Here is a 15,001-nt window from a genome sequence, read left to right as displayed (position 1 = left end):
TTTAAGCCACACCCAGCTTGTCGAGATCGAGGGGATAGATGGAGACCGCCCTGTTCAACACCATCCTTGCCGACTCGAAGTCACAGTTGTTGATGAACCTGCTGCAATCTGAAAAATCATCAGGCTTGAGCAGCTCTTGCAGTACCAGATAGTGCTCATCAAAGTAATCGAGCACACCGGCATCCATTTCCAGTAATAACTGCGCCAGACGGTAGAGCATGGCCTGCATGGCGGGATCCAGCTCCCCCCCTTTGACGCGCTGAGGCGGGGGGCGATTCAACGATGCGGCCAACTGTTCGAAGAAGCTATTCAGGTGCTCTCTCATCTCATCGAGCACGGCTCTGACATCGTCCTGCCCAGACATAGTCCTCAAGGCCACCTCGAGACGAGACGCTATGTCAGAAGTCAAGATGGCCCCCAGGTTGGCTGACGTTCCCTTGAGCGTGTGGGCATGCCGCATGGCCAACTCGTGCTCTCCCTTCTCCAGCGCAATTTCAATGCGCCGGACAATATCCGCCTGCTCATCCATCATCTGCGAGAGCAGACGGGTATAGAGCTTTTCATTTCCGGCCACACGCAGGAGACCATTTTTGACGTCAAGCGAGGCGATGTCCCGCAGCCGTTGCGCGAGTTCGGTCGCACTGACCGGGTCCGTCTTGGCGGTGGACCCTTTTCCCTGACACCATTTGCTGATGGTCCGATAGAGCAATTCGGGCTCGATGGGCTTGGAGATATGATCGTTCATCCCAAGGCTGAGACAACGCTCGCGCTCCTCAACCATGGCATGGGCCGTCATGGCAATCAGGGGGGTCTGGTCCCACTGGCTCATCGCCCGGATCTGACGACTGGCTTCGTATCCATCCATGACCGGCATTTGCAGATCCATGAAGATGATGTCGAAAGGATCCCCGTGCAATGAGCACGACAACCGATCCAGCGCCTCCTGACCATTGCTGGCCACCGTCACCAGCAAGCCTTTGCTCTCCATCAGTTCGACGGCGATCTGCTGATTAATCTCGTTGTCTTCGGTGAGCAGTACCCGGATGCCGGAAAGCGACCAATCCGACACAGGCCCCTCCTGCCGGTGGGGTCGATAGCCACCGGGTACCAGGCCGACAAAGAGGTTCACCAACATATCAAACAGATGGGAAGAACTGACCGGCTTGGTCAGGAAGCCCGCCGCATTCACGGTTCTCATCTCGCCTTGCACTTCATCTTTGTCATAGGCGGTCACGATGACAATCTTGGGTTGCGCCTCGGGGGGGAGCTCGTGGCGGATGCGGCGCGCGGTAGCGATGCCGTTGAGCCCCGGCATGTTCCAGTCCATAAAAACCAGCTCGAACGGAGCACCCTGCTCATGAGCCTCCTTCAGCACGCGCAAGGAGTCGGTTCCGCTTGCGACCGCCACGACCGGTATGGACATGGTCGTCAGCAATTCCCCCAGAATGTCCCTGGCATGTTCGTTATCGTCAACGATGAGAGTCCGAATATGGGCAAGCCGCTCCGGGACAATCTCATGATGGCGAGCCGGCTGCTCGCTGACGTCAAACCAGGTATTGAAGATGAAACGGCTACCGATGGAGGGAGAACTCTCGACCCGGATACTGCCCCCCATGAGCTCAACCAATCGCCGGCTAATCGAGAGCCCGAGCCCTGTGCCCCCATATTTACGGGTCGTGCTGCCGTCAGCCTGGGTAAACGCCTGAAACAACCCCTGCGTCTGCTTGCCGGTCATGCCGATCCCGGTGTCGGAGACCTCGAAGATGAGCTCTATCTTTCCCGATTGCATCTCGCCCCGACTGACCGACACCGAGATCTCCCCCTCGTCGGTAAACTTCACCGCATTGTTCACCAGGTTGATGATCACCTGTCCAAGGCGCAGGGGATCCCCACACAGCGCTTTCGGGACCTCTCTCTGGATGGCGAAGAGCAGCTCCAATCCCTTGTCGAACGCCTTCTGGCCCGTCACCATAGAGACGTTGTGAAAGACATCATCGAGATAGAAGTCGACCCGCTCTACCGAGAGTTTACCGGCCTCAATCTTGCTGAAGTCCAATATGTCGTTGATGATGCCAAGCAGCAGGGTCGCCGAAGAGTGGATCTTGCCAATGTAATCGTGCTGCTTGGGGGTGAGCTCGGTGTTAAGTGCCAAGTGAGCCATTCCGATGATGGCGTTCATCGGAGTCCTGATCTCGTGGCTCATGTTCGCCAGGAACATGGATTTGACTTCGACGGCCTCTTCGGCCTTGACCTTGGCCTCACTCAGCTCGCTCTCGGCCTGTTTGCGAGAGGTCACATCCCGCAAGAACATGGCCGCCTGACAGCGGCCACCCAGCTCGAATATCGACACCCCCAGGTCGATGGACACCAGACGTCCATCTTGCGTGAAGGTCGGCACCTCATAGGCCCCCTCCTTGAGCAAGGAGGCATGAGACAATTGCAGCGGTAAGGCCAGTAACGAGGCCAGCTCTTCTGGCAACGCCATGCGCAATAGCTCGAAGAGGGAAACACCCAGCGCCTGCGCGGCAGAATACCCGTAAGTTCGCTCGGCGGTGCGATTCCACAAGAGGATTCGCCCCTCGCTATCTATGATGGCAAGACTGGAGGGTGCCCCTTCAATAATGGTTCTTGCCATCTCCTCGCTGGCAACCAGATCCGCAGTACGACGAGCGATCTCTTGCTCCAGCCCCTCCTGATGAACGGCCAGCGCCCGATTCTTTGCATGCAACTCATCGAGTAACTCATCTCGATTTTTCTCACGCAATTGACTCGCCAGCGCCTGGCACTGCCCCAGATTGAGCCTGGATACACCAACCAGAGACCAGCCGGATTTGCAAAGAGACGTGTCGCCCTCGGAGAGGGGCTCGGGGCCGACTATGGCAAATGACGCCCCCATCTCGTGCAAACGGATCTCCAGCGCCCGCTCGTGGCCCCCCTTAAGCAAAGGGAGCATCTGTGCATCCATATTGAGCAGCCATCTATCCTGCTCGGCCTGGGAATAACCGTAGCTGCGCGCCAGGATCAGCAGTTTGGCTCGAAAGGAGATGAGGCTGCTCTCGGCCGCCCGAACGATGATAAAAATGGGATCAACCATAGTGGCACCTGGCCACCACCACGGTGGCGTCGTCGTGATGCTTGGCAAAATGTTCCATCATGTAACCCGCGATCTGCGACGGGCTCCAGCACGACAGGGAATGCTCCTCTTCCAGAGGGATGTTTTCTCTTATCCCATCCGAGGTCACGATAAAGAGATCATGCTCCTCCACGCTCCCCTCGAGGGGGACCAGGGTAGGGATCATCTCGCAGACAACGCCGGATTGGGCATAAAACGAGAACCATTTCCCAAGCCTGTGTTTTCTGAGCATCACGTTTCCCACCCCCACGACCTGAAACTGCCGCCTCTCAAGATCGATGCTGAGCATGGTAATGGCAGCGCCAAGCTCCCCTTTGAAGTGCTGGTGTACCATCTCCATCAGCCCCGCCACGGATGCCGCAGGACACCCCTTGATGAAGCCTTCCATCTCACGGGCCAACAAGGCCGCCACCTCGCCATGACCCAGCACATCGATGACGACGATCAGTGCGCCGTGCGCCCGGGTGACAACCACCACACCATCACCGGATGACACCTCACCAAAGCACGGGGTTTGCCGCATCGCCACCTGCACCGACATCATGCCCTCCATTTGATCGCAGCCACCCGGGTCCCGCCTGACGAGGTGTCAATGGTGAACTCGTCCATCAGACGCTGCACGCCGGGTAGCCCCAGCCCCAGTGATTGACCCGTCGAGAAGTGATCTCGCAGGGCATTGTCGAGGTCGGCAATCCCGGGCCCCCTGTCGATGACGGTCACCCTGACGCCTTCCCGCGCCCCCAGCAGCAGATGCTCAATCCACACCTCTCCGTCCGAGGCATACTTGATGACGTTGGTGGCCAACTCAGACACTGTGGTGGCCACCTCGCTCATCTGCTGCGGGGCCAGGCCACAGGTTCGGGCATAGGTGTAACTCCCCATGACGGCGATGGCGATATCTGTCTCCAGGTGGAGTCGATAACACTCGACCTCTCTCATCTTTCCCTCACAAGAGTTCCATCCCCTGCTCAAGCGAAGCGACAGAGACCATCTCAGAGGTATCCATGCCCACATCCAGCATGCCCATCACAAGACCGGGTCTCAGCCCCACGAAGACACAATGCCGCCCCATCATCTCGACCGCCTTGGCCAACGCCAGCAATCCCATCAACTCATCACAACCGCAGGTCTTGAGTCCGGAGAGATCGATCAACACCCCCTTTATTCCCTCTTCGCTCAGCCGGGAGAGCAGTGTCATCTCGAAGGTCGCCAGTAAGGAGAGGGAGAGATCGACCTGAAAGGAAACGATCAGCGCCTGTTTGAGGCGATTGATAGGGATTGCCTGCTCCATAACGCCCTACTCTCGGTCGTCGAAGTGAGGCCGCCCCAGAATATTGAGACCTACCGTCTTGAAGGCACTCTCAAGCGCATCGCGCAACGTCGCGCTGGTTTTGACCTCACCGACGTTGACCCCTAACTGAACCATGGTTTTGGCAATAGAGGGCGAGACACCGGAGACCAGGCTCTCACACCCCATCAGCTTGGTCGCCTTGGTAATCTTGATGAAATGGTTGGCGACCGCCGTATCGACCACGGCCACCCCGGAAATATCCATGATGAACACCTTGGCTCTCTGCTCGGCAATCTTGTCAAGCACGGCGGTCATGATGTCTTGAGCCCGCTTGGAATCGATGATGCCGACGATGGGCAGCATCAACACGTCCTGCCAAATCATGGTAACCGGCGTCGACATGGCCAGCAGGGCCTCGCTCTGCTCGGCCAATCGCTTGTTGTTGAGGCGGGCATAGGTGTCCACCACTATGGTGGTATCCATATGAAGCAGCTTGGTAAAGGCCGTGACCAAGGCACTGTACTCGTCGCTGTAAAGACTGCCGTCATACATGCGTTTGGTGAAGATCAGCATCGACATGTTCATGCTGGCGAAGTAAGTCGGCAGCGGAAGGCCGACCCGAGCGTGGATCTCCCCCACCATGACACGCTCTTGAATGTATTGGGCATTGATCTGGGCGTTGAAGAAGCTACGCCAGTAAATCTGTTGCTGCTCCTGCACATGAGCGAGCCGCTGGGCATCACTGAAAAACTGCTCGAAGGCGGGCATGGTTCGCAACCAGCCGTAAAAATGAGTCACAAACTCACTCATCTTGGGCATGATCATCTGACCAAACTTGCGTATCAGGGCAAGATCGCTTTCCGTCAGATCATGCAATGTCATCAAGGATGCCGGATCGTCAAGAAACATCTCGTGCGCTTTTTTTAACATCACCTTCCTCCATGAAGAGAGAGTCAACCAGCGACATGCTGCCCATCCCGGTGTGTAGAGGATAGAGCACTAATGGCTCCCTTATTCACTCCTGCGCCAGAAAACCCTGAGCAAACCCGATGCAGGTCTCGGAGAGGCGGGCCAGCAGACCACTTTCGAGGGCCCAGCGGTGCCAGTAGAGGGTACGGCTCACCCCCTGGCCCGGCAGCAGATCCACCAGCTCACCGCTCGCCAGCTCCGGCTCGATCATCAGCCTGGGAATGAGGCAGTAGGCGCAGCCCTGCACGGCCAGCTTGACGAAGGCCTCCGACGAGCGCACCACATGGTGCGGCCAGGCCACGGAGGAAAGGGCGAAGCGCTCGGCGAGAAAGACGCCGTGCATGTCGTCATGGGGGTCAAACACCACGGCTGGCGCCCGGGCCAGGGCCCCGGCATCGATGCCACCGGCAAAGTAGTGGCTGGCGAAGGCCGGACTGGCGACACAGAGGTAGTCGAGCCGCCCCAGGCTGTCGCTGACGCAGCCCGCCATGGGGGTCGGCTCGCTGCTGATGGCGGCCACCGCCTCGCCGGAGCGCAGCCGGTTCAGGGTACGGCTCTCGTCGTCCACCATCAGATTGAGTAGCAGCTGTCCCGAGCGCATCAGGGGAGTGAGGGCCGGCAGCAGCCAGGTGGCCAGGCTGTCGGCATTGGTGGCGATGGCCAGAGAGAGGGGACCACTGCCCTCCGGTGAGAGGGCCGGGTGCAGCTCCTGCTCCAGCAATTGAACCCGGCGGTAGTGGCCGAGCAGACGCTGCCCGAGCTCGGTAGGACGCGGCGGGGTGGCACGCACCAGCACGGGCTGGGCGAGCCAGCGCTCGAGCTGCTTGATGCGCTGCGAGATGGCCGACTGAGTGACGAACAGCGCCTGCGCCCCCTTGTCGAAGCCGCCGTGGGCCACCACGGCATCGAGCGCCGCCAGCCAGTGATAATCGAGTCCCCGCATGATTTACCATTAGCAAAACTGATAATTCATTAAGATTATTAGTTTCACTAAAGCATAGCCACTCTCTAAGCTGCTCCCATCACAGCGGAGAAGCCTCATGAAAGAACTCATCCCACTCTGGCAAGGCCTGACACTCGGCCTGGCCATGATAGTCCCCATCGGCGCCCAGAACGCCTTCGTCCTCAATCAGGGGATCCGCCGTCACCACCACCTCATGGTGGCGGCCATCTGCATCGTCTGCGACGTCTTCCTCATCACCCTGGGGGTGTTTGGCGCCGGCGCCGTCATGAGCAGCCAGCCGCTGCTGCTCGGCCTCATCACCGCCGCCGGCATCCTGTTTCTCACCACCTACGGCAGCCTGGCGCTTCGCAGCGCCCTGCGCCCGGCCGGTGTATCCGGTGAGGGTGACGGGGTGCGTCTCGTCGGGCGGATGGCGGTGCTGCTCGCCACCCTGGCGGTAACCCTGCTCAACCCCCACGTCTACCTCGACACCCTGGTCATCCTGGGCTCCCTCGGCAGCCAGCTGGCCGACGAGGAGCGCCCCTGGTTCGCCCTCGGTTGTCTGCTCGCCTCCCTGCACTGGTTCAGCACCCTGTCGCTCGGCGCGGCCCGCTTCGCCCCCGTGCTGAGCCGCCCTCGGGTCAAGCAGGGCATCGATCTGCTGGTCGGGTTTATCATGCTGACCCTGGCCGGCCAGCTCTCCCTGCAACTCCTTGAGTCCCTCGGCGTGGAGGCCCTATGACACTGCAAGCCCTCTTCGATGCCTGCCGCCAGCTCTTTGAGCGCAGCGCCGTCCCCCATCAGGCGTGGCAGCACGAGCCCATTCTCGACTACGAGACCGATGCCCGCCTGGCCCGCGAACTCGGCTGGACCGCCGAGCCCACCAAGAGCCTGTTCCTGCGCTGCAAGGATGGCAGCCACGCCCTGCTGCTAACCCACAGGGACAGCCGGCTCGACACCAGGCGAGTCAAGGCAGTACTCGGCCAGCGCCCCTCGGTGTGCAGCGACGAGGAGATGAGCGCCGTCACCGGTTGCCTGCCCGGCGCCGTCTGCCCCTTCGCCCTGCCGGCTCGTATTCCCCTGCTGGTGGACCCGGCCCTGCTGGCCTGCGAGGAGCTGATGTTCACCCCTGGCCTGCCGGAATGGACCTTTGCCTTCAAGGGGTTGCATCTGCCCGATCTGCTGGCTCAGCTCCCCAACCCGGTTTTCTGGCTGGGGGAAGAAACTAGCCATTAATTCGGAGTCGGTGATTTTTTCCGCTGCCCAGTCGGTTTTAGACAGGCATTTTCGCTAGTTTTGTGTTAAAACCCCCCGCCTGATTAAAAAAACAGACAGACAACACAACCTGCGGATATCCCAATGAAACTGATAGCGAAACTGCTGGCCGGCATAGTGCTCGGCCTTCTGATCGGCCTCTACGCCCCCGAGTGGATGGCGCGGCTCGTCTTCACCGCCAAGGCGCTGATTGGGCAGCTCATCACCTTCACCATACCGCTCATCATCCTCTTCTTTATTACCAGCGGTATCGCCAGCCTGCCGAAGAACTCCGGCCGCCTGCTGGGCCAGACGGTCGCCCTCTCCTACGGCTCGACCCTGATGGCCGGCACCCTGGCCTTCCTGGTCGCCAGCCACTTCATTCCGTTGCTGGCCAGCACCACCGCCATGACCAACCAGGAGGGGGTCAAGCTCGCCTCTTACCTCACCCTCGAGATCCCGCCCCTGTTTGGCGTGATGACGGCGCTGGCCACCGCCTTCGTGTTCGGCATCGGCATCTCGGCCACCGAGTCGCACGACCTGCGTAACGTCGCCGACCAGGGACGCGACATCATCGACCGCCTGCTGGCCAAGGTGCTGATCCCCCTGCTGCCCCTCTACATCGCCGGCGTCTTCGTCGAGATGACGGTCGAGGGCACCGTCTTTACCACCCTCAAGACCTTCGGGGTCGTACTGGTGATGGCCATACTGATGCACTGGCTCTGGCTCAGCGTGCTGTTTGTCGGCACAGGTCTGGCCCTCGGCCGCTCCCCGGCCGCCCTCATCAAGAACATGTTGCCGGCCTACTTCACCGCCGTCGGCACCATGTCGAGCGCCGCCACCATTCCGGTGGCCCTGCGTGCCAGCAAGCACAACGGGGTGAGCGACGGCATCGCCAACTTCACCGTGCCCCTGTGCGCCACCATTCACCTGTGCGGCTCCACCATTACCCTGGTGACCTGTGCCACCGCCGTCATGTTCCTCTCCGAGCACCTGGCCATCCCGAGCCTCTCCGAGATGCTTCCCTTCATCATGATGCTGGGCGTGGTGATGATCGCGGCCCCCGGCGCCCCGGGTGGCGGCGTGATGTCGGCCCTCGGCCTGCTCACCTCCATGCTCGGCTTCGGTGACGCCTCCATCGCCCTGATGATCGCCCTCTACCTGGCCCAGGACAGCTTCGGCACCGCCGCCAACGTCACCGGCGACGGCGCCATTGCCCTGTGGGTCGACCGTTTCGCCAAGGGTCAGCAAGGGGCCCCGGCCCTGGAGCAGGACGCCGCCTGATCCCCCGCAAGACAGTGAGCCGCCTCGGCTCGCCCCAACAACAAAGACCCCTGCCAATGGCAGGGGTCTTTTTATTGCGCCGCTTACAGGTTGACGGCGAGGCTGGTCGCCACCGGCGCGCTGGGGGTGACCCGCACCGGAATCGACTTCGAGGTGGGGGTGAAGGAGCCCTCGCCGATGCTCTCGATAGGCACCAGGGGGTTGGTCTCAGGGTAGTAGGCCGCCAGGTTCCCCTGGGGGATGTCGTAGAAGATGACGTTAAAGCCGGTCACCTTGCGCTCGCGCCCGTCGTTGCAGATGGCCTCCAGATCGACCGGCTGCTCCTCGGCCAATCCCAGCCGGCGGGCATCTTCGGCATTCATGAACACCACGTTGCGCCGCCCCTTGATGCCGCGATAGCGGTCATCCATGCCGTAGACGGTGGTGTTGTACTGATCGTGAGAGCGCAGGCTCTGCAGCAGCAGGATTGGCTGATCGATAAGGCGCTCCGCCTCCTGGGTGCAGGCAGGCAGGATCGAATCCGGCAGCCGGCTCGCCAGGAACTCGGCGTGGCCACTTGGGGTATTCCAGCGCAGCTGCGCGGCGGCGTTTTCCAGGTGGAAGCCACACGGCTGCTCGATACGGGCGTTGAACTCCTCGAAGCCGGCGATGGTGACGGCGATGAGATCGCGCAGACGGCGGTAGTCATCGCGCAGGGCCAGCCAGTCCACCCGGCTGCTGCCCAGGGTGGCGTGGGCCATGCGGGCGACGATGTCGGTCTCCGACAGGCACAGGGGGGAGACAGGCTCGTTCATGCCGGTGGAGGCGTGCACCATGCTGAAGGTGTCTTCGACCGTGATCTTCTGCACCCCGGCCAACTGCTGATCGAGCTCGGTGCGCCCCAGGCAGGGCAGGATCAGCGCATCGTGCGAGACCATGAGGTGGCTGCGGTTGAGCTTGGTGCTGATCTGCACGTTGAGCTCGCTACGGCGCATCGCCTCATAGGTAAAGTCGGTGTCCGGCGCCGCCGCGGCCAGGTTGCCGCCAAGGCAGATGAGCACCTTGCTCTGGCCGGCGTGCAGGGCCTTGAGCGCCTCGTAGACGTTGTGACCGCGCGCCCGGTTGAAGACAACCCCGAAGGGGCGCTCGAGGCGCGCGAGAAACGCCTCGCTCGGTTTTTCGTTGATCCCCATGGTGCGGTTGCCCTGCACGTTGCTGTGGCCGCGCACCGGGCAGAGCCCAGCCCCCGGCTTGCCAAGCTGACCACACATCAGGTGCAGGTTGACGATCTCGCGGATGGTGTCGACCGAGTGCTTGTGCTGGGTGATCCCCATGGCCCAGCAGCTGATGACGGCGCTGCTGTGGGCAAACACCCGCGCCGCCTGCACGATGGCCGCGCGCGCCAGACCAGACTGCGCCTCGATCTCGTCCCAGCCGGTGGCCTTGACCGCGGCGGCGTAGTCAGCGAAGTGCAGGGTGTGGCGCTCGATAAAGGCGGGATCGAGGCACTGGGGGGCCTCCTCCAGGATGTACTTGGCCATGCCGCGCAGGGCCGCCATGTCCCCGCCGAGTCTCGGCGTGAGGTACTGGTGGCTGATGGTGGTGGCGGCCGGGGTCAGCAGCTCCATCGGGCTCTGCGGGCTCGCGAACTTCTCGAGGGCCACCTCTTTGAGGTTGTTGAAGGTGACTATCTTGCAGCCGTGGCGGGCCGCCTTGCGCAGGGCGTTCATCATGCGCGGGTGGTTGGTGCCCGGGTTCTGGCCAAACACGAAGATCGCCTTGGCGGCATCGAAGTCATCGAGCACGACTGTGCCCTTGCCCACCCCCACCGAGCCGAGCAGCCCCACCCCGCTCGCCTCGTGGCACATGTTGGAGCAGTCGGGGAAGTTGTTGGTGCCGAAGAAGCGCCCCATCAGCTGATAGAGGTAGGAGGCCTCGTTGCTGGCGCGCCCCGAGGTGTAGAACTCCGCCTCGTCGGGGCTGGCCAGCCCCTTGAGCTTGTCGGCGATAAGCATCATCGCCTCGTCCCAGCTTATCGGCTCGTAGTGATCGGTGGCGCGGTTGTAGCGCATCGGCTCGGTCAGGCGCCCCTGGTATTCGAGCCAGTAGTCGCTCTGGGTCGCCAGCTGACGCACCGAGTGAGCGGCGAAGAACTCGGCCCCCACCGTCTTGCCGGTCGACTCCCAGGCCACCGCCTTGGCACCGTTCTCGCAAAACTGGAAGGCCCCCTGCTTGTTATCCCCCCAGGCGCAGCCTGGGCAGTCGAACCCGTCGGTCTGGTTGACCCGCAGCAGGTTCTTGATGTTCTGGCGCGTCTTCTGGCTACGCAGCACCTGCTTGAGGGTCGACTGCAGGGAGGAAAATCCGCCGGCCTTGGACGGCTTATCGGTGTGACTGGACATGGTGTTCTCCGGTGGGCCGGGACGATCCGGCCCGGGTGTAACAGACCGGCGGATCGATTCGCGGCAGGTGAATAAGGTTCAGGTTGTGCTCGAGCGCCAAGTGCGCCGCGAGCCGGCTCGGGGAGGCCAGGCTTATCAGGTTGGCGGCGCCAAAGCGCACCGCCTTGTGGATGAGCTCGCTGCCACAGCGGCTGGTGATGATCAGGGTGTCATCGCGCCGCCCCTGGCGCAGCTGCATGCCGATGAGCTTGTCGAGCGCGTTGTGGCGGCCTATGTCCTCCCGGCAGGCGGTGATCTCTCCCCGGGCGTTCATGGCGAGCGCCGCGTGCAGGGCGCCGCTTTGCTGGCCCCGCTGTTGCCAGGGCGAGATCCGGGCTCGCAGGTCCGTCAGGTGCACCGCCTCGGGCAGGGGCCGCACCGGCAGGGGGGCGAGGCAGGGCATCGCCTGCTCGATGGCCTCGACCCCGCAGATGCCGCAGCCGGTGGCGCCGGCCAGGCGGCGCTTGCGCTCCCCCAGCCGCGCCAGGCAGCGGTTGGCCAGGGTCACCTCGAGCACTAACCCCTGAGGGGCATCACGCAGTTGCAGATCGTGGACGTCGTGATTGGCGTGGATGATCCCCTCGGCAAACAGGAAGCCGATGGCGAAGTCGTCGAGATCGTGGGGGGTGATCATCATGACGGCATGGCTGATGCCATTGAGGTTGATGGCCAGGGCGGTCTCCTCGACCAGCTCATCCAGCCGCAGCGACCATTGACTGTGAAGGTCCATAGGGAGGTGTTGTAAAAATGTATGCGGGGGATGAGTTTAGAGAAGTGGTCTGTTTAAAACCAATGAAACAAATCTATATGGCGATAGAGAAAGGCTATTGCCCACCATGGAGCGATTGATTAAATTTGTTAATCATTCCCCCGCTCCTGCCCCCCATGAACATCAAGCAACTGCGCTATTTTTACGAGCTGGCCCAGCATCGTCACTTCGCCCGGGCCGCCAAGGCCTGCTTTATCACCCAGCCGACCCTGTCGGCCAGCATCACGGCGCTGGAGAAGTCCCTCGGCACCGAGCTGGTGGTGCGTAACAGCCAGTTTGTCGCCCTCACCGAGGCCGGCGAAGTGGTGCTGCGCCACGCCGAGCGGATGCTGCTCGAGCAAGAGTCCATGCATCAGGAGCTGAGCCTGTTCACCGGCGAGCTGTCGGGGCTGCTGCGCATCGGCATCATCCCCCAGTCGAGTGTCGACATCATGCCGCTGCTGCGGCGCTTCAACAGCCTGCACCCCAACGTGGCACTGCGCCTGTCGGTGCTGACCCACGCCACCTTGCTCGAGCAGCTCGAGCTGCACCAGTGCGACATCGGCCTTGGCTTCGACGAGCCCCTGAGCGATCACCAGCGTCGCCACCTGGACGTGCGGGTGCGCCGCCCCAATCAGATGGCGGTGCTGAGCCCGTGCGACGGCCGCGAGCCGTGCGCCCCCCTCACCCTGCACGATCTGCTGCCCCACCCCCTGCTGCTGCCAAGTCGCAGCATGCAGTTTCGCCGCTACTTCGACCAGGCCGCCGAGCAGGCCGGGTTGCAGTTTAAGGTGGTGCTCGAGACCGACTCCCTGTTTCATCTGGTGAGCGCGGTCAACCACGGCCTCGGCAGCGCCGTGGTGAGCGCAGGGCTGGCTGCCACCGCCGGCCAGCTGCTCGACGTCTGCTGCCAGCCGCTGCTCGGCGCCGAGGCCGGCACCACCGTCTTTATCGCCCGCCGCCACAGCGTCACCCCGGCCATGCGCGCCTTCATGACCATGCTGGAGAACGCGCCGCAGCACAGCTCGGCAGAGCACTCATAATGCGGTCGCCAGAAGGCGCAGAAATGAAAAAGCCCACGCATTGGCGTGGGCTTGGTAGGTGGCGGAGAGACAGCCAGCGCAATCATCACTTGAGGAACTTGAATTTTAAAGAATTTTCAATCAACACAAAGACGCAATGTACCAATCACTGTACCTATATCCCGCCACCAAAATCATCGCATTCCCCCCAACAAATAAAACCATATGGAATAAGGATTTGCGTAGATATGAAAACAAAGTCTAAAAAACATCCAAAAATGTTATGAAAAACATAACAAAAAACGCCGAGACGTTATGAAAAACATAACAAAAATACTATTAAAAACATAACCTTACAGAAAAAAATGGATGTGAAGTTTTTAAATTAGTGATTCACTGCGCTCACTGTACGGACATGGACAACACCGTACGTTGACCAACTGCTACGCCCGGAGCTCAGTATGAATCAAAACGCCACTCCCCAGACTTACCCCAAAGGTACCAAGCGCCCTTGCAACTCAGCCCCTACAACAACTAAGGCCAAACTGCGCTCATCAACTACCTGCTCCTACCACTTCCTTTCTCTTGGCGAAGTGCTGGCTTTAATCCCTGTCAGCAAGACGACTTGGTATGACGGAATGAAGCAGGGTCTCTACCCGCAAAATTACAAACTCGGTCGACGCCGCGTCGCTTGGCGCAGTTGTGATATCGAGGACTTGATGCAGAAGTTGGTCGGGGGGATGTAACCATGACCACCGCCCTGTCCTTGGAGGACTTCATGGCTGCAATGGGTGTCATCCCCTCACGCCCTCTCACCATCAAGCCTTATGGATACAATCGCTTTCACATTGCTGGAGACCGCTCTGGTACCTGGAATGGTTGGCTCAAAGTCAATTCCAATGGCAGATCTATCTCATTCGGGTCTTGGAAAACCGATGAGAAATTTACATATCACCTACAAGTGCCTGCAGTACCGAGCTATATCCGTGCCCAACAGAGTCAACACGCTAGTAGTGCGGACGCCGAGAGGCGTGCAGCAACTAGGGCTAAAGCTCTCAAGAATGCCAAGAACAAATGGGACTCTTCTAAGCCCCCATCACAGCACCCTTACCTAAAGCACAAGCAAATTTCAGGTATTGGGATCCGTCAGTTGGGTAACAAGTTGATAGTGCCAATCTTTAATGCCCGATCTCAGTTGATTAGCTTGCAAGAAATTACCGAGCTGGGCTCTAAGCACTTTTCCCACGGGCTATCAGTCAAAGGCGGTTACCTGCTCCTTGGATTCTCGCCCAAATCTGGTGAACCGATATTGCTCTGCGAAGGCTATTCAACCGGGGCCACGCTGTTTGAGAACCTCGGCCTGCCGGTCGCCATTGCATTTTCTGCCGGTAACCTGCTCGAGGTCGGCCGTATCATTCGCACGCTTTATAGCAGCAGCAAACTGTGGGTGTGTGCAGACAACGATCATGCCACTGCAGGCAACCCCGGACTAACCAAAGCGCGTGCAGCAGCTTATCAACTGCACGGCCGCTTGATTGTGCCACCGACCATCCCCGGCATAACCGACTTCAATGACCTCTTCTGCCTTAACGGCAAAGCCGCACTGCTCGCGTGTGTTGAAGCCGCTCCTCCAGCCCATTAAATCCGGTGTCACGGCGTCACTGTGTCACAAACACCAACGAGACCGGATCGTTCAACCAACCTTATACAAAGGTATATTCTATGAATACAAGACGTTACGAGCTAAAGGTCGAGCCCTTCCAGTTAGGTCCCTTTGAGTTTCAAGATGGACTCTACTATGTCACCAGTGACAAAGGCCAAGACGATGTTTGGAACAGGATCGGTGCTCCACTCTGGGTAACAGCCTGCGGGCGCGATACCGCAGGTCTAGGCTGGGGCTTGCAAGTAAGCTGGTATAGCCCGGATGGTCGCCCACA

Annotated in this window: 15 protein-coding genes; 7 read left to right on the top strand and 8 right to left on the bottom strand. The window is 60.5% G+C overall.

Features of this window, described 5'->3' with window-relative positions:
• Position 1: 1 nt before the first annotated feature.
• The 6 genes from BN1121_RS08180 to BN1121_RS08155 all read right to left on the bottom strand — a co-directional run bounded on the left by BN1121_RS08180 (position 2) and on the right by BN1121_RS08155 (position 6,336).
• Positions 2-3,094 (bottom strand): hybrid sensor histidine kinase/response regulator, encoded by a 3,093-nt coding sequence (locus BN1121_RS08180; RefSeq protein WP_005350972.1) that lies wholly within the window; start codon positions 3,092-3,094, stop codon positions 2-4.
• Complete coding sequence (locus tag BN1121_RS08175; RefSeq protein ID WP_161624295.1) at positions 3,087-3,677, bottom strand: SpoIIE family protein phosphatase; 591 nt, start codon at positions 3,675-3,677, stop codon at positions 3,087-3,089. Before BN1121_RS08175 ends, BN1121_RS08180 begins: the two co-directional genes overlap by 8 nt.
• The gene (locus BN1121_RS08170; protein WP_005350968.1) at positions 3,674-4,072 is read right to left on the bottom strand and encodes an anti-sigma regulatory factor; all 399 of its coding nucleotides are present in this window, start codon (positions 4,070-4,072) and stop codon (positions 3,674-3,676) included. Before BN1121_RS08170 ends, BN1121_RS08175 begins: the two co-directional genes overlap by 4 nt.
• A 7-nt stretch (positions 4,073-4,079) precedes the next feature.
• The gene (locus BN1121_RS08165; protein ID WP_005350965.1) at positions 4,080-4,424 is read right to left on the bottom strand and encodes an STAS domain-containing protein; all 345 of its coding nucleotides are present in this window, start codon (positions 4,422-4,424) and stop codon (positions 4,080-4,082) included.
• A gap of 6 nt (positions 4,425-4,430) precedes the next feature.
• Positions 4,431-5,354: a protoglobin domain-containing protein gene (locus BN1121_RS20195; protein WP_005350964.1), complete on the bottom strand. Its 924-nt coding sequence runs from the start codon at positions 5,352-5,354 to the stop codon at positions 4,431-4,433.
• Between the two features lie 85 nt (positions 5,355-5,439).
• Positions 5,440-6,336: a LysR family transcriptional regulator ArgP gene (locus BN1121_RS08155; RefSeq protein WP_005350963.1), complete on the bottom strand. Its 897-nt coding sequence runs from the start codon at positions 6,334-6,336 to the stop codon at positions 5,440-5,442.
• A gap of 97 nt (positions 6,337-6,433) precedes the next feature.
• On the opposite strand from BN1121_RS08155, the gene BN1121_RS08150 reads away from it, so the two are divergent.
• The 3 genes from BN1121_RS08150 (at position 6,434) to BN1121_RS08140 (ending at position 8,874) form a co-directional block, all read left to right on the top strand.
• Positions 6,434-7,078 (top strand): LysE/ArgO family amino acid transporter, encoded by a 645-nt coding sequence (locus BN1121_RS08150; protein WP_005350962.1) that lies wholly within the window; start codon positions 6,434-6,436, stop codon positions 7,076-7,078.
• Complete coding sequence (locus tag BN1121_RS08145) at positions 7,075-7,572, top strand: YbaK/EbsC family protein (RefSeq protein WP_005350961.1); 498 nt, start codon at positions 7,075-7,077, stop codon at positions 7,570-7,572. The genes BN1121_RS08150 and BN1121_RS08145 overlap by 4 nt, the downstream gene beginning before the upstream one ends.
• 123 nt (positions 7,573-7,695) lie before the next feature.
• Entirely contained in the window at positions 7,696-8,874 is a 1,179-nt protein-coding gene (locus BN1121_RS08140) for a dicarboxylate/amino acid:cation symporter (protein WP_005350959.1), read from the top strand.
• Between the two features lie 83 nt (positions 8,875-8,957).
• Here BN1121_RS08140 and BN1121_RS08135 read toward each other — a convergent pair whose 3' ends face one another.
• Together BN1121_RS08135 and fdhD are read right to left on the bottom strand one after the other, a co-directional pair.
• On the bottom strand, positions 8,958-11,255 hold the full coding sequence (locus BN1121_RS08135) for an FdhF/YdeP family oxidoreductase (RefSeq protein WP_005350957.1): 2,298 nt from the start codon (positions 11,253-11,255) through the stop codon (positions 8,958-8,960).
• Entirely contained in the window at positions 11,236-12,024 is a 789-nt protein-coding gene (fdhD, locus tag BN1121_RS08130; protein WP_005350956.1) for a formate dehydrogenase accessory sulfurtransferase FdhD, read from the bottom strand. Before fdhD ends, BN1121_RS08135 begins: the two co-directional genes overlap by 20 nt.
• 155 nt (positions 12,025-12,179) lie before the next feature.
• Between fdhD and BN1121_RS08125 the strand changes: the two genes are divergently transcribed.
• The 4 genes from BN1121_RS08125 to BN1121_RS20190 form a co-directional block, all read left to right on the top strand.
• Positions 12,180-13,085, top strand: a complete 906-nt coding sequence (locus tag BN1121_RS08125) for a LysR family transcriptional regulator (protein WP_043157350.1) — start codon at positions 12,180-12,182, stop codon at positions 13,083-13,085.
• Positions 13,086-13,525: 440 nt separating this feature from the next.
• Complete coding sequence (locus tag BN1121_RS08120; protein ID WP_081606414.1) at positions 13,526-13,810, top strand: helix-turn-helix transcriptional regulator; 285 nt, start codon at positions 13,526-13,528, stop codon at positions 13,808-13,810.
• 2 nt (positions 13,811-13,812) lie between these two features.
• Complete coding sequence (locus BN1121_RS08115; RefSeq protein WP_005350948.1) at positions 13,813-14,706, top strand: toprim domain-containing protein; 894 nt, start codon at positions 13,813-13,815, stop codon at positions 14,704-14,706.
• Positions 14,707-14,786: 80 nt separating this feature from the next.
• A partial coding sequence (locus BN1121_RS20190; RefSeq protein ID WP_231553021.1) for a DUF927 domain-containing protein occupies positions 14,787-15,001 on the top strand: 215 nt, incomplete at its 3' end.

The sequence above is a fragment of the Aeromonas diversa CDC 2478-85 genome (genome assembly GCF_000819805.1).
In the GTDB taxonomy this organism is placed as follows: Bacteria; Pseudomonadota; Gammaproteobacteria; order Enterobacterales; family Aeromonadaceae; genus Aeromonas; species Aeromonas diversa.
Note: the sequence above shows the minus strand (reverse complement) of the source record. Positions and strands in the feature narration are given on the sequence as shown.